We start from the raw sequence: 17,539 nt of genomic DNA on the forward strand, positions 1-17,539 counted from the left end.
GATCAAACTCTTCAGTTTAATCTCTGTTTTTCGACAATTTCTTGCCTATGTCATTTTACTGACATGTCGCTCACTCAAAATACTGACAGTTCAGTTTCTCATTTCTGAAAAACCGTCTTGCTTTGTTATTTCTTGTGAACACTTGCTATATTATTTAAGCATTCCATTCAACCTAGATCGAATGGTGCGCTTCACCAAGTGCCCACATTTATTGACTGTTAATTGTTAAAGAACTCAATTCTTTTCTACTCACCAGACCATCTTCCAATCCAGTTTTGCGTCGCAGCGTTGTGTGCGTCAGCAGCAGAGAAACGAGATTATGTAGCATTTCGCTTTTACTGTCAACACCTTGATTTCACTTCGTTTTGTTTCGCTTTCTCAAGCGTCTAAAACTGTTGTTCGGTGTTCACAGTTGCCAGTTTTTTCTGCAATTTGTTCAATCGCTCATTTCACCAGCTTTGTTACTTTGCTTCCATTCTCTTCCCGCTTCTCAGCGGGAGGCGAACTATAGCAAACTACGGCACTTGTCCGCAAGCGTTTATCGGTAATTATTTACTTCGTTTATTTAATGGCACATCAACGCAAATAAAGGCAAAAACCTAAGGGTGCGCTGCGCGCACCCTCTGGCTTTCTGTTCTTATATCCGTATGGGAGCTCCGGGGTCAAAAATGGTGAGCCCGGTTCTTTGACGAAAGACGCTGGGCTCCTACCTGCGCAGGAGCGACGGGGGTTGGGAGCGCGCATATTAATAGTATTTCACTTATCGACCAGAGAAATGCTCAACCCGTCATTACACTAAACACTAAAAAGCTTGCTGGCTATCTATCATGCTGGATATAAGGCACCCAGAATGCGCCCGCCCGTTGCGCCGGTGACGTCGGCCAGATTGCCCGGCAGGCGCAGGCAAAATCTTTGTGCCAGCCAGGCGAAGGCCAGGGCTTCTACCTGTTCGGGGGCGACGCCTAGCACTGCCGTGCTATTAACTATGGCCTTGCATGACTGCGTCGATAGCAAAACTTGCAAGCGCTGCATGAGCTGGCGATTGTAAGCGCCGCCACCGCAGACATAGACATGGGTAGCATCCCTGGCATGGCTAGCAATATCATTTGCCAGCGTCAGCGCGGTGAATTCGCACAAGGTGGCCTGCACGTCTGCGGGGGGGCTTACTTCAAAACCTTGCAGCTTGCTATGCAGCCACGCAGAATGGAACAAGTCGCGACCTGTGCTTTTTGGTGGTGGCATCTGCAGGTAAGCCTCGTCCATCAGATTGGCAAGCAAGCTGGGGATGACATTGCCCTGAGCAGCCCAGTCACCATTGGCATCATAGCTTTTGCCCTGATGTTGCAGCATCCAGGCATCCATCAGGACATTGCCGGGACCAGTATCAAAACCGCGGGTACTGCCATCTGCGGCCAGGATGCTGATATTGCTGATGCCGCCGATATTGGCGACGACACTGGATGCACCTGCACGCCCAAAAACGGCACGGTGAAATGCCGGCACCAGGGGTGCGCCCTGACCACCGGCAGCAATGTCGCGACTGCGGAAGTCGGCGATGACATCTATGCCTGTCAATTCTGCCAGCAGGGAGGGATTATTGGTCTGGCGGGTATAGCCCAGTTCTGGCCTGTGCCTGATGGTTTGCCCATGTACACCTAAGGCATGGACGACTTGCTCCTCAGCCAGCGCCTGCAATTTTTTGACGCATGTGGCGTAAGTTTTGGCCAGGGCATTTGCCAGCAGCGCTTCGTGATGCAATTCATTTTCGCTGGCTTGCTGCAAGCGCATTGCTTGCTGGCGCAGGTCTGCATCGAAAGGAATATAAGCGGTCGCCAGGATGTGCATCCCAGCACCGTTTTCTTCATGGCATTCAGGCAAACGCACCATGACACCATCGACACCATCAAGACTGGTGCCGGACATCAGGCCTATATATATAGTGTTTGAATTGTTTTTGTCGTGCTGCGTGCTCATGCTGATACCTCATCAACCTTAATGAGCAAGAGTATAGAAGAGTCAGCCCGGCATTACAGGGTCTTGCAGAAAATTCTATTCGCTATGTCTTCCGCTTCCATTCGGAAGATAGTCTCACCTATATCGGTATAACCGACAAGCGGATAAAAGTGCCGCGCCCTGTCATTGCCTATCCAGGTAGTCAGCCAAACTTGTTGCACACCCAGCTCACGCAAATGTGCTTCGGTCTCGGTGAGCAGTTGGCGACCTATGCCGCGTCCAAAAAATGCAGGATGTATATAGAGATGGTCGAGTTCGGCCTGATGCTCTGCACTGACCTGGGCATTGCGCTTGCCGTTCGAGGTTTGGCAATAGCCCACCAGATGGCCAATGCTTTCTGCCAGCAGGATATGGGTATGTTCTTGTGAGAGATAAGTGGCTGTGCGTGCCGCTGTCAGTTCAGACAGGACATAGTCAGCAATAGTTTGGCTAACGCCTTGCCTGACGTAGGTATCAAGCCAGACTTGTTGTATCAACACGGTCAAGACAGAGACATCTGTTGCCTCTGCCTTGCGTATTGTTACCTTACCTGTGGATAAATGATCCAAGCTTAAAGTATTAACACTTACATATTGACACTTAAGAGCGCTTGGCCAGGCGCATGACTTCTGCCATGCGTTCTGGGTGCAGCAAGTTGAATCTATGATTCATGTCGCCAGCAAAGCCCTTGAAACGTGCCATTTCAGCAGTTGCCAATGGGGCAGCTTCTGTCATGTTGATACTCATGGGGTCACGGGCTTCATTATTGACACGGAATTCATAGTGCAAATGCGGGCCGGTAGACCAGCCTGTGGTGCCGACATAACCAATGACATCACCCTGACTTACTTTGGTCCCCTTGTGTATGCCAGCAGCAAAGCGGCTCATGTGGGCATAGGCGGTGCTGTAGTTATTCCAGTGCTTGAGTACCACCAGGTTGCCATAACCATTGCTGGAAGCAGCCGATTCAACCACGCCGTCAGCGGAAGCACGAATGGGTGTGCCGGTCGCAGCAGCGAAGTCGACGCCCTTATGCGCTTTCCATTGACCAGAAATTGGATGCACGCGCATGGAGAAACCAGAAGACACACGGGTAAATTCTATCGGTGACTTGAGGAAGGCTTTTTTAAGGGATTTGCCGTCAAAGGTGTAATAGCCACCCTTGCCACCAGTTTCTTCAAACCAGGCAGCCTGATACAGCTTGCCAGAATTGCTGAACTCACCCGCCAGCACACGACCAGTACGGACGCGCTCGCCGTTTTGCCAGAAGCTTTCGTAGACAATATTGAAATAGTCACCCTTTTGCAGGCGCTGGTAATCAACATTGGTCTCGAACATGGACTTAACCTGTTCGGTGACGTTATAAGGAATCATGGCATCATCGGCAGCAGGGTAAAAGGCAGTGCGGATATAGGCTGTTGCCATTTCCACACGTCTTTCCAGCTTGGCAGTAATATCAGACGATGTCAGTTTGCCATTACTATCACGGCTGATGACGATGTTTCTGACTGGTTTGTCCGGGCCATCGGAGACCGTTGTTTGCAACCACAGGAGTTCACCCTCTTCATCCGTTTTAACTGCCACGGTTTTATCAGCCCTGAATTGCAGGATACCGCGTGCAATACTGTCTGATTTGATGAACTGTGCCGCTTCGTCGTCGTCCACACCTATGCGCTGCAAGAAGGTGGCCAATTGCTCACTGCTCTTGAAGGTGGCTTCACGGATGAATTGCTGCTCGGTCGCTTCAAGTGCGGCGACCTGTTCATCCAGGGAAGGCAGGCTGAGTTCTTGCTTAATGCGCTTGACCGGCAGGTCAGATGCGTCTGGTGCCAAAGGAGCAACACCAACTGCGCCAAATGCGCAAACTGCAAAGAAAAGTGCGGAGACGGAAACGATGCGCGAAGCGCGTGTGGTGCCAAACAACAGCCTGCCACCAGAGACTAATCGAAGTAATTTATCTGTTGGACGCATGCAATAAGTTAAAATTGACTGTTTTTATCGAAAATTCGAGATCGTTGCGGTGAGATGCATTTGCACATAATATATGCAAATATCAAAACCACAACACTAAAGTTCGGGATTATAAAAACCAGGGAACTAGCATTAAATTGCTGACATCCGGTTTGAGCGATAATCCCTGCTAATTAACCAACACCCAGAATTTGGCAAACGCTGATTATGGATTCAGATTTGGAATTCGACCAGCGGTGTTACAAAAAAAATGATCTATATTAATGATGACTTCTGAACATAATTCCAGCTCCTCTGAAAACACTGGCAATGCCAGCAAAATCCTCCCTTTGTCCGATGCAGTGCAACATGCACTGGCAGTAGCCAAACGCGGTGTTGATGAACTGCTCATTGAATCCGAATTTGCCCAAAAACTGGCCCGTAGCGAACAGACTGGCAAACCCTTGCGCATCAAGCTGGGCCTGGACCCGACTGCACCAGATTTGCACCTGGGTCACACTGTCGTGCTCAACAAGATGCGCCAGTTGCAAGATCTGGGCCATACCGTCATCTTTTTGATTGGCGATTTTACGTCTATGATCGGTGACCCGTCTGGTCGCAATGCCACCCGCCCGCCGCTGACGCGCGAGCAAATCGAAGACAATGCCCAGACTTACTTCAAGCAGGCAGCTTTGGTGCTGGACGCCAGCAAGACCGAGATACGCTACAACTCTGAATGGTCAGACCCTCTGGGCGCACGCGGCATGATACAACTGTCATCCAAGTACACCGTCGCCCGCATGATGGAGCGCGATGACTTCACCAAGCGCTTCAAGGCTGGCACACCTATTTCCGTGCATGAATTCCTGTACCCGCTGATGCAGGGTTACGATTCTGTCGCCCTGAAATCTGATCTGGAACTTGGTGGCACTGACCAGAAATTCAACCTGCTGGTGGGTCGTGAACTGCAAAAAGATTATGGGCAAGAACCGCAATGTATTTTGACCATGCCTTTGCTCGAAGGTCTGGACGGCGTCGAGAAAATGTCCAAGTCCAAGAACAACTACATCGCCATCACTGAGCCAGCCAATACCATGTTCGCCAAGATCATGAGTATTTCTGATGTCATGATGTGGCGTTACTACGAGCTGCTGTCTTTCTGTTCGCTGGAACAGATCGCTGCTTACAAAAAAGCAGTCGCAGAAGGCCAGAACCCGCGTGATATCAAGGTAGCGATTGCGCAGGAAATCGTGACGCGCTTCCATAACAGGCAGGCGGCGGAAGATGCGCTGGCGGATTTCGTGAATCGATCCAAGGGTGGGATACCGGATGATGTGGCTGAAGTCACAATCAGCGGTGCGCCTTTGACCATAGGTCAGTTATTGAAACAAACTAATCTGTGTGCATCGACAGGTGAAGGCATGCGCATGGTTGAGCAAGGTGGAGTGCGTATCGATTCCGTCGTTATCAGCGACAAGGGCTTGAAAGTTGAAGCCGGTACATTTGTGGTGCAAGTTGGTCGTCGCAAGTTTGCGAAAGTGACGTTGACGGCTTGATGCTTATGCGTAGGTTGGGCTACGGGGTATCAGCCCAACACTGGGACTTCGCAAATGTATACATTATTTGATCGCCGAGTGTTGGGCTGATGAAGCGTAGCCCAACCTACAATCTTGCCCAACCTACGAAATTCCACCCGCCCACTCTCTCTTCGCCCCAAGCAACAATACCAAAGCCCCCCATGATCGCCCTACTCCAAAGAGTCACCGAAGCCAAAGTCGTCGTCGACGGCAACACCATAGGCGCTATTAACGCAGGCCTGATGGTCCTGGTTTGCGCCGAGCGCGAAGACGCTGAAAAACAGGCCGACGACCTGCTTAAAAAATTACTCGCCTACCGCGTATTCTCTGACGACGCAGGCAAGATGAACCGCAGCGTTACCGACGTACAAGGCGGCTTGCTCCTGGTGCCGCAATTCACGCTGGCGGCGGATACCAATTCAGGCACCCGCCCCTCGTTTACTCCTGCGGCTCCGCCAGAACTGGGCAGGCAATTATTCGATTACTTCGTCGCCCAGGCGCGCAGCAAACATGCGCAGGTAGAAACTGGCAGCTTTGGTGCCGACATGAAGGTATCACTGACCAATGATGGGCCGGTCACCTTCTGGCTAAAAACAAAATAAGAACAAAATAAGAACAAAATAAACAAATGAAACCCACAGAAATTTTATTGATACGCCACGGCGAAACCGCCTGGAATGCAGAACGTCGTTTGCAAGGCCACCTCGACATTCCATTGAATGCTGAAGGCACACGCCAGGCCAAGGCGCTGGCCTGGGCCTTGCAAAATGAAAAACTGCACGCGATAGTCTCAAGTGATTTGCAGCGTGCCGTGCAGACCGCCGGTGAAATAGCGCGCCTGCAAGGCGTCAGCACCCGCATAGATAAAGGTTTGCGTGAGCGTTGCTTTGGTGGTTTTGAAGGCAAGCTGTATAGCGAACTGCCCAGCCTGTACCGCAGGGAATACAATGCCTGGCAAGCGCATGAACCAGATGCACAATTCCCGCCGGGTGAAAACGAAGGCGAAACCATACGCCAGTTCCACAAGCGCGTCATGGAACATGTGCTGCACTATGCTAAGCAATTTGAGGGCAAGAAAATCGCCATCGTCGCCCACGGCGGCGTGCTTGAATGCGCTTATCGCGCAGCCAAAGACTTACCTTTGCATGCACCACGCGAAGTCACCATCTACAATGCCAGCATCAATCGTTTTGAAGTGACAGGTAAAGACATCAAACTGGTGCAATGGGGTGATATTGCCCATCTGGATGCCGACGGGCTGGATGAGATTAACCAGACCAAGGTCGAGAAGCATTGAGCAGTTGAAGCAAAAATGAGCATGGGTAAAAATATCCATGCTGAAGCAAGTCTGCATTACTTCAAACCCCTTCTGATTTCATTCCACCTGAACAAAAAGATTCGCCTTATTTTTAAAATAAAGGGCATGCATCGTCACATCCATTTTTTGCCTGAATACCTCTCGTCCGCACTTTCCTGCCGCTTGTCTGTTACACAATTTTTCAAAAAACCGCTAATCCGGAATTAATCACCAGCTATCTGTTTTGACAACTAATTACCCATCGGCAATTATATAGTGCGGCCTCCAGCTTTACTGTTTAGCTGTACGTCGGGAGTCAAAAATGGAAGAAGAATTTCAGCGCTCGCAATTCCGATTCGGGCGTATCAATTGCCCGACCCTGCTGGCAGAAAGCTACCGGTTGCGCTATCAGGTGTATTGCAAAGAGCGTGGTTTCTTGCAGGCGGCGGCTTATCCCTGTGGCATGGAAACAGATTTTTATGATGACGATGCACTCCACTTTGCCGCCCTGGGTGAAGACGGGCATATGGCAGGAACCGTGCGTCTCGTGGGCGCGCGCAACCGTCATTATCCTTTGCAAGAAAAGTGTGCACTGGATATTGCCATCCCTCCGCATACTGCAGAAGTGTCGCGCCTGGCCGTGACGCGCGGCCACGATCGCTTTGCCATTAGTGCAGGTGATGAATTCTTATCGCAAGGCAGCCTACACGATCAGTCATCCAGATTGCAGTCAGCAGATGAAAGACGCTGGCAATCCGAGCTGGCCATAGGCTTGTACAAGGTGATTTATCGAGAAGCCAAACTGCAGGGCATACAGTATTTTCTGGCAGCCATGGAAGGCAGTCTGGCGCGCATGCTGATCCGCTTTCAATTGCCCTTCAAGCCTGTAGGACCGGTCGTTGACTATTACGGAAAAGTCCAGCCTTTCTTGCTTTGCCTCAGCGAATGTGAACAGAATTTCGCCAGATTGGTGCCCGGCATGTTTGAAGACTTTACGCATGGCGTACTAGAAGTACCGCCCAAACTTTATGCTGCATCTACACATACTTCCATACCTGCTTCATTAAATTCCTCCTTAAATACCTCCCCAAATACCTCAGCCACTATCTATGAAATCAATTAAACCTTATGCCAGCCCTGCCGACCGTCTGGAACGTCAGGAAACCATACGCCTCTTGCGCGAAACGCCACCGCAAATTCTGCGTGAGTTAAGCGAACAGGCAACGCTGCAGGCATTTGCACGCGCCGCCAAAAAAGCCCCGTTTTATCGCCGCATGCTGAGCGAACAGGGCATTGATGTAGCAGCCATTTCTTCCATAGCCGCTTTCCGTGAACATGCGCCTGTGCTGGATAAACACAATACCTTTGGCCAGCATGATATTGCCGAGTTGTGCCTGGACGGCAGTCTGGATGGCGTGCGCAGTTTGCTGACCAGTTCTGGTCATTCCGGCGTGTTTTCCTTTGGCGTGAATACCAGAGACAATCTGCAACGCTCGGCCAAATCAACTGATCTTGGTTTGCAATACCTGTTCCAGACTGACGACAAATCCACCTTGCTGATCAATTGCCTGCCCATGGGCGTCAAGGTACACACCGATGCCACCTTCCTGGCGGAAACCAGTGTGCGCGAAGACATGGTGTTTGCCGTCATCAAAAAATTTTCGGCTGAATTTGAGCAAGTCATCCTGGTTGGCGAAGCCTCTTTCATCAAGAAGATTATCGAAGAGGGTCATGAGCTGCATGGCATAGACTGGCCATCCGTACAATTGCAAATTGTCACAGGCGAAGAAGGCATAGCCGAAAACTATCGCAGCTACATTGCAGAGCTGATAGGCCTGAGCGATTTCGATAACCCCAATGGCAAGCTGATAGGCTCTTCCATGGGTGTGGCTGAGCTGGACTTGAATCTGTTTCATGAAACCCGCGAAACCATACGCATACGCCGCCTGGCCCATCGCAACCCGGCACTGCGCCGTGCCTTGTTTGGTGAAGATACCCGCTGCTGCCCGATGTTTTTCATCTACTACCCGAATCGCTGTTATATAGAAACTCTGGACAGGGATGACCAGCAGCAGGAACTGGTGGTCTCCATGCTCAGCGAAGAAATGAAAATACCCTTGCTGCGCTATCGCTCTGGTGATTGTGGTGCACTGTTTGATTATGAACAGGTAGTTGCCATCTTGCGCGAGCACGACATAGGACTGACACCTGACTTGAAACTGCCTTTCATCGCAGTATCTGGTCGTGGCAAGTTCGTCGATGGCGCTGATGGGCGTCTCTACCCTGAAGCAGTCAAGGAAGCACTGTATGCCGACAAGCGCATCGCCGCTACCATCACCGGCAACTTCCGCATGTCGCAGGTGGAAGGTGAAACACTGGTCGCGGTACAACTCAGGCCAGGCCGCGCCATACCCGCAGGCGCAACCGAAATCCTGAGTGCCGCACTGGCTGAATATTCATCAGCAACAGCCCACTTCCATTTCTGGCAGCATGCAGAATTTCCGTATAACTGCGGTGTCGATTATGAGAGGAAGTTTGCCTATCTTTGAGAAAGCAAATCCGGTGTCACATCTGCCTGAACTGATATTGATAGGCCTGTGACACCGCCAGCCAGTCGTCACCGGCCTGCAAGCGCAGAGCCAGGCCGCCATCACTTCTTTGTACGGCATCTATCGCGGCCACATTGACAATATTGCTGCGGGATATCTGCCAGAATTTATCAGCGTCGAGCTGCGCTGCCAGGTCTTTAATGGTGGTGCGGATATAGGCTTCGATTTTGGCGGTGATGACCCTGGTGTATTTGGAATCTGCACGAAAGCACAGTACATCGCTGACATTGATGAAGCGTATCTGGTTGCCGACGGACGCTTGTATCCAGCACAAGGACTCTTGCGGTTTTTTGACTTGCAGGGCTGACAGGTCAGCCGGTTGTTGCGACAGGCGTTGCCTGAGTCTTTGCACAGCCAGCGCCAGGCGCCCCATGTCGAGAGGCTTAAGCAAGTAATCGACGGCACCCTGATCAAAGGCGTCGACAGCATAATCATTGTGGGCAGTCAGGAAGACGATATGGCAGGGATGCTGTGCCAACCGTGCTACGTCGATGCCACTCAGGCCAGGCATGCGCACATCCAGGAAGGCGATATCCGGGCGCAGTTCAGCGATAGCCTGCGCGGCTTTGATGCCATCATCGACGGTGGCGATGATTTCCAGTTCTGGCCATAACTGCGCCAGTGCGGTTTGCAATTCCTGTCGCAAGATGGCTTCATCTTCGGCGATCAGGGCCTGGGGGTTTTGCTTGATCATGTTTGTACTCATACCAGTTCACCTGTCCTGGCTGGCAAAATAATGCTGGCACTCACGCCGCCACTGTCGCGCGGCTGCAATTGCAGTTCGGCCTGCTCACCAAACAGGGCCAGCAGTCTTTCCTGCACATTCAACAAACCTACGCCACTACCCAGTTCCCCCTGAAAGCCGCGGCCATTGTCGCTGACGGTGATCTGCAATTGCCCTGCTTTATTGCTGGCAGTGATGTCTATGCGCACGTCGCCGGGTTGTGGTTCTATACCATGCTTGATGGCATTTTCTACCAGGCTCATGACTGCCAGTGGCGGGATCAGGCAGGCCAGCACTTCATCCGGCCCATCGACAGAAAACTGAAAACGTGGCCCCAGCCGGATCTGGAAAATTTGCAGATAGGCGGCGGCTCTGGTCAACTCTTGCCCCAGCGTCGTCGTACTCAGGCGCATATCGGGCATCGCGGCACGCAGATAGGCGATCAGGTGGTTCAGCATTTGCTCTGCCGTGGCGGCATCCTGGTGTATCAGGGCGCGGGTATTGGCCAGGGTATTGAACAAGAAATGCGGTTCTATCTGGCCCTGCAAGGCTACCAGCCTGGCTTCCAGTATCTGCCTTTCCATCTTGTGCTTGCTGGCTTCTGCCGCCAGGCTGGCCTGGGTACGGTGTCTGATTTCCAGGTCTATGGCCGCAGGTAGTATGGTGGCAAAGATGAAGACGATGAGCACTGCAGGCAGTAACCAGACTGCGTGTATGGCCGTCAATGGTGGCCAGAACATCGCTTCTATCCACATACCTGCCAGCAGGGCCAGCAACATGAAGACCACCAGCACGACCCAGCGCTGGCTGGCATGTGTGAGCCACGCCGTTTTTTGTGACAGGCACAAGCCGGTTTGTGCCAGCGTATATGCCAGCAAAATCGCCAGGCTATCTGCCAGCCAGGCCGAACCCGCGCTGGCAAAACGGGCGTAGCCCAGCAAACCCAGCACGGCAAGCATGGGTAACAGCGGCCAGGAGATGCTGGCCTTGCTGTCTTTAAGTTCGTGCGATATCGTCAAATCTTTGCGCATCGGTCAGTGATCTATTCAGAGAAATTCAGGTTTTGTATTGTAGTCGCCGCTGGTCCCATGGTGATCTTGTTTGCAACCGATGGCTTGTTTTCGGTAGCAGGATTATTTGCCTGTGCTTCGTTAAAAGTAATACTTTTAACCAATAATTTCCCCTTGTCCCTGAGGCCAATACCGAGCTCCAGTTTTGTTGCATTAGCCGGCACCAGCAATCTGACCCTGACAGCCTCCCAGTTATCACTCTTGCGCGCCCAGGATGAAGAAATTGAGATGCCCCCCTTATCATCTATGGTCCGGATCCAGAATTCATAACCACCGAGCTCACCCATATGCCGTGCCGATGCCGTAAAGTGCATGATTTTGCCACGATAGGCCGTAGCATCCACCAATTGCGTGATGGCGGCGAAGTCATCATTAGTCACCGCCTCTTTTGCTGCCATGAAGAAGGCGGGTTGCTCTTTACTGCCTTGTGATGCATCCAGGCCACTTTCATAATGGCTGGTAAGTGCGCCGTTCGCGGTCCAACCCTTGGGTACGCCGCTATTGACAGCGCCAGCAAAAGAAAAGTTGACGGCAAATGCGACCAGGGGTGCGGCGATTAAAATTTTCCAGTGTTTCATGTCTGCTCCAGTATTGATATGGTGTGCGATTATGGTGTGCCAAATAAGACGATAGCTGTCAGTCTTACTCAGTAAAGTTCAGATTGCGGGCAGGATAAGTGGGCAAGCCTGCGCGAAAGCTGGGCAACTCAACAGGGTTAGTCATTGCCACATAAGGCTTGCGTTCCAGTTTAATGTCACGGACCCAGATCTTGCCTTTGGAGGCGAGTGAGATACCGGTATCGAAGTGCTTGTACATGGCGGGTAAATCTTTGGGGAAATAACTACTCACGACTATTCTTTCCCAGTCTTTGCCATTGGGGATACTGCTTGCCTGAATGCCGTTGAAGTTTGTCGCCTTCATATGGCGCAGCCATACCCTGTTTTTATCTGCACCTGCCGCCTTGACCATCATGCTTAGCTCAATGATGCTACCTTCATACTCTTTGGCATCAATCTGCTGCATCAGCGTGACGGTCTCATTGGTCGCTATATCCTTGCTGGCGATAAGGAGTGCGAGGTGTTCAGGCGTGCTTTCTGCCGTGTCTATACCCATCTCATATTTATCGCCCAAAGGCCCCCACACTTGCCAGCCACCCGGCGCGCCGGATTTAATACCATCTGCAAATGAGGTATTCATGGCAAACGCAATCAAAGACGCTGCTGCCAGGATTTTCCAGTGTTTCATCATCTGTTCTCCATACGGGTTGTTGATGTTATGCAATATACGTATGAACAAATCCGATTTCCTTTGCTTTGCGATCACCGCCCCCTCATTGCCGATAAATGGCGGAAAATTTCTGATGAATGGGCGGGATAAAAAATAGTTTTGTGCATGGTGGCTCAGAAAGATACAAGTGAATTGACCATGGCCAGGTAAATGGCGATACTGCCAACTTTAGCTTTCTATTGTGTACTGTTGCGCGCACTGCGCGCCAGTTTTGCCCATTTGCCATTTTAAGTCGAAGGAAAGTCCCGGTGCGAATCTTCTATCAATTCGATTATGATGCGCTACCCCGCAATGTTAAAAAACATTTGGCCAGATCCGTCAGGAGCCCGGATTATCTGGTGCATGGACAAGTCATGTCCAATCTGCGCTGGTATGCATTGCATACCGCGATTTTTCTGGCCTGTATTTTCTTCATCTATCTGAGTGCAGAGGCTGACTTTGGTGACCCGGTGAAAGACACTTCCTGGGCCGACACCGGCATGATAGTCTGGTATGCCATCTTGTTTTTTGGTGTGGTATATGCAGGCCATGCAATGTGGCAGCGCATGCAATTGAGTGCCAAGTTTCATTTCCTGCCCGGTCGTTATTTGTTCCCGCTGGCGCTGGTAGATATACGCAGCAGCAAGATAGCAGTGCATGACCTGGCGCAATTGCGCAAGCTGGAAGCGACCCACCATGAAAGCAATGGACGTTACAACAAAACTGTTTTCTCCTTTAATTTCAATGATGGGACCAGCAAGAGTCTGGTCATCAATAATCTGAACCAGGCTGAAATAGCACTGGAAAAATTCAATAGTTACCAAAGCAAGGCACGTGCTGCCTTTCATAACCGTGATATCGCCAGCCTGTATGGCTTTGATCCATTTCTGGATGTGCGTAAAAACAAGTGGAAAGAAGCTCTTGACACCTCAGGCGTGGCAAAGAAAGTCATCAGTCTTTTTCAGTATTTGAAAACACCTCTTCTGATCCTGGCGGTCGTCATTGCCAGCTTGTTCTGGTATGGCAGGAATGCAGCATCAGATAAAAAAATGTACCTGAATGCAAAGCAACAAAAAACGGAAAGTGCATATCTCGGTTATATCGCCAATGGCAAGTTCAGGGTGGCCGAGATGCAGGCAGAATTACCCCGCGTGGTATTCAATGAAACCTTGAAAAAGAATTCTGTCACTCTGCTGCGTAATCTGAAGACGCGCTTCCCGCAATCAGACATCTTGCCTGAAGTGGCTGAAGAAATTCATTTGCTGTATGACAGATCACTGCAAAAATTTAAAGCCCAGGCAGTTAATTCAGATACGGGCTTGATCAAGTCCATGGAACAGTTGCTGAAATTTGCAGAAGAGCATGACAATCCCAGCGTGGCCATCAGCTTCGCCCGCCCTACAGTCAGTGATTTGAGCCAGCTCGATGCCTTCCTCAAGTTAAAGGAAAACAAGGTACGCGGCATGAAAATTATCCCTGCCGCCAAATACTTTGCCGATGACAGCGCGGCAGCCAGGGAGACACGGATTACCACGGGCATACGCAGCGCATTCAGCACTATCTTCCCGAACGACGTGCTGGCATTCAATGCCAATGCTGCGGCCAAGGATAATGTCCCGAAACTGCTGATTGCCTATCAGATAGAACCATCAGGCAAGGTGTATACCTCAGAAAAACAGGATGATGCGTTTGTTGGCCTGGTGATGCGTTTCAAAGCGGCCATCATGGTGCCCAATGCCAGGGATCGCTGGAAATTTGATCTGGAGGTTGAGCCGCCAGACAGCTTCAATGTCGAGTACAAGACATCCAGCCGCGACAAAGTACAGCATGCGCCTGAAGGCCAGGTATATGCGGTCATGGCAGAACGGGCCTTTGATAAACTGGCCAACAAGATCAATGCTGCTTTCTTTAGCCCCGATAGTGCAGTGTTCATGCGGCAGGCAAAAAATAGCCGTTGAGTCAATAATCCTGGCGTCAAGCAGCAGATTGGGTGAAGCCCAATCTGCGTGCGAACTCAGTGTGGCTCAGTGTAGCTCAGTGCAACTTGATACGCGGATTACGCACCCTGTCTATGGTCTCAGCCCAGGTGGAGAGCCAGGTATGGAACAAACCATTCACCGCCACCTGATGATGTTTGTGCAAAGACCAGTACATCCACTTTGCCAGTGTGCCTTCTATAAAGACCGAACCACTGGCAATGGCCCCCATAAGGCTGCCGACCGTGCTGTAGTTACCCAGCGATACCAGCGAGCCATGGTCCTTATAGGTAAATTCCAGCAATGACTTGCCTTGCAACTGACGTATCAGCGACTTGGCGAGCGTGCTGGCTTGCTGATGGGCAGACTGGGCGCGCGGTGGCACATTGGGCAAACCCTCACCTTGCGGGCAGGCACAGCAATCACCAAGGGCAAAAATGGCCGGGTCGCGCGTGGTTTGCAAGTTGCGGTTAACGACTAGTTGGTTGATGCGATTGCATTCCAGTCCATCAAGGTCTTTCAAAAACTCAGGGGCCTTGATACCAGCGGCCCATACGACGATGCCGCTGGGAATAAATTTGCCACTGGCCATTTGCACGCCTGCCTTGGAGACTTCAACGACTTTTTCATTGGTGTGCACTTCGATGGCAATGCTGCGCAATTCACGGGCGACAGATTCTGACAGACGCTCAGGCAGCATTTGCAACAGGCGCGGAGAAGCGTCAACGATGACGATTTTCAAGTCTTTTTCCGGATGGAAGTTGACCAGCCCATAGCTCGACAGTATTTTGGTAGTCATGTGCAGCTCTGCCGCCAATTCTACCCCGGTAGCACCACCGCCTATGATGGTGACGGTAAAGCGCCCTTCGCCAGCAACCTGGTCCTGTGTCTGCGCGCGCAGGCAGCAATTGATGAGTTTTTGATGGAAGCGTTCAGCCGCGGCCAGTGAATCAAGCATGATGCTGTTCTCACGTGCGCCTGGTGTACCAAAGTCATTGGTCTGGCTGCCCAGGGCAATCACCAGACTGTCATAGGATATGGCCTGGCGTGGCAACAGTTCTATACCGTTTTCATCCAGGGTCGGAGCAAGATAGATTTCTTTTTTGTCACGCGAGAGGCCATCCATGCGACCCAAACGGAAATCAAAATGATTGGAGCGGGCCAGGGCAAAGTATTCGCGCTCGTCAGCGTGGCTGTCGAGGGTGCCTGCGGCAACCTGGTGTAATAAAGGTTTCCACAAATGGGTACGGCTGGCATCCACCAGTGTGATGATGGCCTTGCCACTCTTGCCTAATTTCTTGCCCAGGCGCACTGCCAGTTCCAGCCCACCTGCACCACCGCCTACGATGGTAATTCTATGTACTGCCTCCTTGTTTTGCGTGTTCACGACGACTCCCTTAATATAAAAAATGTATTCCCTTGGCGACGAGCTAACAATTCAGGGCCACGGGAATGCACTTTTGTCAGGAGCCTGTAAGACAAATAGTGATTAGAGTATACACATATGGAGAGCAGTAATGGTTGATATCTCATCTACTACAGTAATTTAGAAATGCAAGTCTAAAGTCTGCTGGTTTTGCTAGTTTTATACTATCGTTTCATCATGTCATATAGATAAAAATATTCCTTACGAGTCGTAACGATTTTGCCGAATATTTAGGCAGGATTCAGGTAGAATAGCGCTTCTTCGAATTTCCCCCCTTCCCTGATCGTGCAAATCGGCTCTTACGTGCTGCGTAATAATATTTTTGTTGCTCCCATGGCTGGCGTGACTGACAGACCTTTTCGTCAGTTATGCAAAGAACTGGGTGCGGGTTATGCCGTGTCTGAAATGGCGGCCTCCAATCCCAAACTCTGGGAAACAGAAAAATCCACGCGCCGTACCAACCATGAAGGCGAAATGGAACCCAAGGCCGTGCAGATTGCTGGTGCTGACCCGCAGATGCTGGCCGATTGCGCCAGGCATAATGTTGATAAAGGTGCACAAATCATCGATATCAATATGGGTTGCCCGGTCAAAAAAGTCTGCAATGCCTGGTGCGGCTCAGCCTTGCTGCAGCATGAAGACCTGGTCGGACAGATACTGGATGCGGTAGTCGGCGCAGTCGATGTACCGGTCACGCTCAAGTTTCGTACTGGCTGGGACAGGGCAAATAAAAACGCCCTGAACATTGCCCGCATGGCAGAAGCGGCTGGCATACAAATGCTGACCCTGCATGGGCGCACCCGTGCCGATGGTTATAAGGGTGATGCCGAATATGAAACCATTGCTGCCGTCAAGGCCGCAGTCAATATCCCCGTAGTTGCCAATGGCGACATCACGACACCGGAAAAAGCCAGATATGTCTTAGAGGCCACCGGTGCAGACGCCATCATGATAGGCCGGGCGGCGCAAGGCCGACCGTGGATCTTTCGCGAGATCGCCCATTTCCTCGATACTGGCGAGCACTTACCTGCCCCCCTGATTTCTGAAGTTCGTGAACTCATGGATGCCCATTTGAAAGCGCACTATGCCTTCTATGGTGACTACCTTGGCGTACGAACGGCACGCAAACATATAGGCTGGTATGTGCAGGACCTGGTAGGTGGTGAAGATTTCCGGCAACAAATGAACTTACTGACGGATTGTGATGAACAACTTGCCGCCGTCAGCAGTTTTTTTGATCACATGGCTGGGGAGCGGTTACAATACCGCCCCTTTGAAGAAAAACTGGCAGCATAAGACAAAGCACTTTTACAAAAACCCATTTGTCTTGCCGTCCATGAAGCATGGACTACCCGCCGCCTGGCTTAACCGAACAGTGATAAAAACAGCATGAGCAAAGATAGCATTCAAGACGCCGTCCACAAAAACCTGGAAAAGTATTTCCGTGACCTGGGCGAGCAACCTGCCTCCAATATTTACGACATGGTCGTGTTAGCCGTTGAAAAACCGATGTTAGAAATGGTCATGACGCGCGCATCGAGCAACCAGTCACAAGCCGCCGATATGTTGGGCATTAACCGGAACACCTTGCGCAAGAAATTGCAGCAACACGGTTTGCTTTAATCCATCCGCGAGGCTTGACACCGATTTCC

General features: G+C 51.1%; 16 protein-coding genes. 8 read left to right on the forward strand and 8 right to left on the reverse strand.

Annotated features, from left to right (window positions below; translation table 11 throughout):
• Positions 1–825: 825 nt before the first annotated feature.
• Genes DFR42_RS27120 through DFR42_RS27130 form a run of 3 tightly spaced genes read right to left on the reverse strand, consistent with a single transcriptional unit; the run spans position 826 to position 3,963 of the window.
• On the reverse strand, positions 826–1,974 hold the full coding sequence (locus tag DFR42_RS27120) for an anhydro-N-acetylmuramic acid kinase (RefSeq protein ID WP_110258206.1): 1,149 nt from the start codon (positions 1,972–1,974) through the stop codon (positions 826–828).
• Between the two features lie 53 nt (positions 1,975–2,027).
• Positions 2,028–2,561 (reverse strand): GNAT family N-acetyltransferase, encoded by a 534-nt coding sequence (locus DFR42_RS27125; RefSeq protein ID WP_170133714.1) that lies wholly within the window; start codon positions 2,559–2,561, stop codon positions 2,028–2,030.
• A gap of 31 nt (positions 2,562–2,592) precedes the next feature.
• Positions 2,593–3,963, reverse strand: coding sequence for a M23 family metallopeptidase (locus DFR42_RS27130; RefSeq protein ID WP_110258208.1), 1,371 nt, complete (start codon positions 3,961–3,963; stop codon positions 2,593–2,595).
• Between the two features lie 263 nt (positions 3,964–4,226).
• Here DFR42_RS27130 and tyrS point away from each other — a divergent pair, with 263 nt between their 5' ends.
• The 5 genes from tyrS (at position 4,227) to DFR42_RS27160 (ending at position 9,365) form a co-directional block, all read left to right on the forward strand.
• The gene (gene tyrS / locus DFR42_RS27135; RefSeq protein WP_425450912.1) at positions 4,227–5,498 is read left to right on the forward strand and encodes a tyrosine--tRNA ligase; all 1,272 of its coding nucleotides are present in this window, start codon (positions 4,227–4,229) and stop codon (positions 5,496–5,498) included.
• A 182-nt stretch (positions 5,499–5,680) separates the two neighbouring features.
• Positions 5,681–6,121 (forward strand): D-aminoacyl-tRNA deacylase, encoded by a 441-nt coding sequence (gene dtd / locus DFR42_RS27140; RefSeq protein ID WP_110258209.1) that lies wholly within the window; start codon positions 5,681–5,683, stop codon positions 6,119–6,121.
• A gap of 26 nt (positions 6,122–6,147) precedes the next feature.
• The gene (locus DFR42_RS27145) at positions 6,148–6,816 is read left to right on the forward strand and encodes a histidine phosphatase family protein (RefSeq protein WP_110258210.1); all 669 of its coding nucleotides are present in this window, start codon (positions 6,148–6,150) and stop codon (positions 6,814–6,816) included.
• A gap of 322 nt (positions 6,817–7,138) precedes the next feature.
• Positions 7,139–7,939, forward strand: coding sequence for a PEP-CTERM/exosortase system-associated acyltransferase (locus DFR42_RS27155; protein ID WP_110258212.1), 801 nt, complete (start codon positions 7,139–7,141; stop codon positions 7,937–7,939).
• Positions 7,926–9,365 (forward strand): phenylacetate--CoA ligase family protein, encoded by a 1,440-nt coding sequence (locus DFR42_RS27160; protein ID WP_110258213.1) that lies wholly within the window; start codon positions 7,926–7,928, stop codon positions 9,363–9,365. The genes DFR42_RS27155 and DFR42_RS27160 overlap by 14 nt, the downstream gene beginning before the upstream one ends.
• A gap of 16 nt (positions 9,366–9,381) precedes the next feature.
• Here the strand turns inward: DFR42_RS27160 and DFR42_RS27165 are convergent, their stop codons facing one another.
• From DFR42_RS27165 to DFR42_RS27180, 4 genes are all read right to left on the reverse strand, one after another.
• Positions 9,382–10,119 (reverse strand): LytR/AlgR family response regulator transcription factor, encoded by a 738-nt coding sequence (locus tag DFR42_RS27165; RefSeq protein ID WP_110258214.1) that lies wholly within the window; start codon positions 10,117–10,119, stop codon positions 9,382–9,384.
• Between the two features lie 8 nt (positions 10,120–10,127).
• Positions 10,128–11,180 carry a sensor histidine kinase gene (locus tag DFR42_RS27170; protein WP_110258215.1) on the reverse strand — a complete coding sequence of 351 codons (1,053 nt, stop codon included), beginning with the start codon at positions 11,178–11,180 and terminating at the stop codon, positions 10,128–10,130.
• An 11-nt stretch (positions 11,181–11,191) separates the two neighbouring features.
• Positions 11,192–11,797 carry a hypothetical protein gene (locus tag DFR42_RS27175; RefSeq protein ID WP_110258216.1) on the reverse strand — a complete coding sequence of 202 codons (606 nt, stop codon included), beginning with the start codon at positions 11,795–11,797 and terminating at the stop codon, positions 11,192–11,194.
• A gap of 64 nt (positions 11,798–11,861) precedes the next feature.
• The gene (locus DFR42_RS27180) at positions 11,862–12,464 is read right to left on the reverse strand and encodes a hypothetical protein (RefSeq protein ID WP_170133715.1); all 603 of its coding nucleotides are present in this window, start codon (positions 12,462–12,464) and stop codon (positions 11,862–11,864) included.
• A gap of 395 nt (positions 12,465–12,859) precedes the next feature.
• On the opposite strand from DFR42_RS27180, the gene DFR42_RS27185 reads away from it, so the two are divergent.
• Positions 12,860–14,443 (forward strand): hypothetical protein, encoded by a 1,584-nt coding sequence (locus DFR42_RS27185; protein WP_146218984.1) that lies wholly within the window; start codon positions 12,860–12,862, stop codon positions 14,441–14,443.
• Between the two features lie 76 nt (positions 14,444–14,519).
• On the opposite strand, the gene DFR42_RS27190 is transcribed toward DFR42_RS27185, so the two are convergent.
• Positions 14,520–15,848: an NAD(P)/FAD-dependent oxidoreductase gene (locus DFR42_RS27190; RefSeq protein ID WP_110258219.1), complete on the reverse strand. Its 1,329-nt coding sequence runs from the start codon at positions 15,846–15,848 to the stop codon at positions 14,520–14,522.
• Between the two features lie 324 nt (positions 15,849–16,172).
• On the opposite strand from DFR42_RS27190, the gene dusB reads away from it, so the two are divergent.
• Complete coding sequence (gene dusB / locus DFR42_RS27195; RefSeq protein WP_110258220.1) at positions 16,173–17,183, forward strand: tRNA dihydrouridine synthase DusB; 1,011 nt, start codon at positions 16,173–16,175, stop codon at positions 17,181–17,183.
• Between the two features lie 93 nt (positions 17,184–17,276).
• The gene (locus DFR42_RS27200; protein ID WP_110258221.1) at positions 17,277–17,510 is read left to right on the forward strand and encodes a helix-turn-helix domain-containing protein; all 234 of its coding nucleotides are present in this window, start codon (positions 17,277–17,279) and stop codon (positions 17,508–17,510) included.
• Positions 17,511–17,539: the final 29 nt, after the last annotated feature.

The organism is Undibacterium pigrum, assembly GCF_003201815.1.
In the GTDB taxonomy this organism is placed as follows: Bacteria; Pseudomonadota; Gammaproteobacteria; order Burkholderiales; family Burkholderiaceae_D; genus Undibacterium; species Undibacterium pigrum.

What these genes read in the sequence shown, in the direction of transcription:
- DFR42_RS27120 (WP_110258206.1), bottom strand. Translation starts at nt 1,974, where the DNA reads ATGAGCACGCAGCACGACAAAAACAATTCAAACACTATATATATAGGC.
- DFR42_RS27130 (WP_110258208.1), bottom strand. Translation starts at nt 3,963, where the DNA reads ATGCGTCCAACAGATAAATTACTTCGATTAGTCTCTGGTGGCAGGCTG.
- tyrS (WP_425450912.1), top strand. Translation starts at nt 4,227, where the DNA reads ATGATGACTTCTGAACATAATTCCAGCTCCTCTGAAAACACTGGCAAT.
- dtd (WP_110258209.1), top strand. Translation starts at nt 5,681, where the DNA reads ATGATCGCCCTACTCCAAAGAGTCACCGAAGCCAAAGTCGTCGTCGAC.
- DFR42_RS27145 (WP_110258210.1), top strand. Translation starts at nt 6,148, where the DNA reads ATGAAACCCACAGAAATTTTATTGATACGCCACGGCGAAACCGCCTGG.
- DFR42_RS27155 (WP_110258212.1), top strand. Translation starts at nt 7,139, where the DNA reads ATGGAAGAAGAATTTCAGCGCTCGCAATTCCGATTCGGGCGTATCAAT.
- DFR42_RS27160 (WP_110258213.1), top strand. Translation starts at nt 7,926, where the DNA reads ATGAAATCAATTAAACCTTATGCCAGCCCTGCCGACCGTCTGGAACGT.
- DFR42_RS27165 (WP_110258214.1), bottom strand. Translation starts at nt 10,119, where the DNA reads ATGATCAAGCAAAACCCCCAGGCCCTGATCGCCGAAGATGAAGCCATC.
- DFR42_RS27170 (WP_110258215.1), bottom strand. Translation starts at nt 11,180, where the DNA reads ATGCGCAAAGATTTGACGATATCGCACGAACTTAAAGACAGCAAGGCC.
- DFR42_RS27175 (WP_110258216.1), bottom strand. Translation starts at nt 11,797, where the DNA reads ATGAAACACTGGAAAATTTTAATCGCCGCACCCCTGGTCGCATTTGCC.
- DFR42_RS27180 (WP_170133715.1), bottom strand. Translation starts at nt 12,464, where the DNA reads ATGAAACACTGGAAAATCCTGGCAGCAGCGTCTTTGATTGCGTTTGCC.
- DFR42_RS27185 (WP_146218984.1), top strand. Translation starts at nt 12,860, where the DNA reads ATGTCCAATCTGCGCTGGTATGCATTGCATACCGCGATTTTTCTGGCC.
- DFR42_RS27200 (WP_110258221.1), top strand. Translation starts at nt 17,277, where the DNA reads ATGAGCAAAGATAGCATTCAAGACGCCGTCCACAAAAACCTGGAAAAG.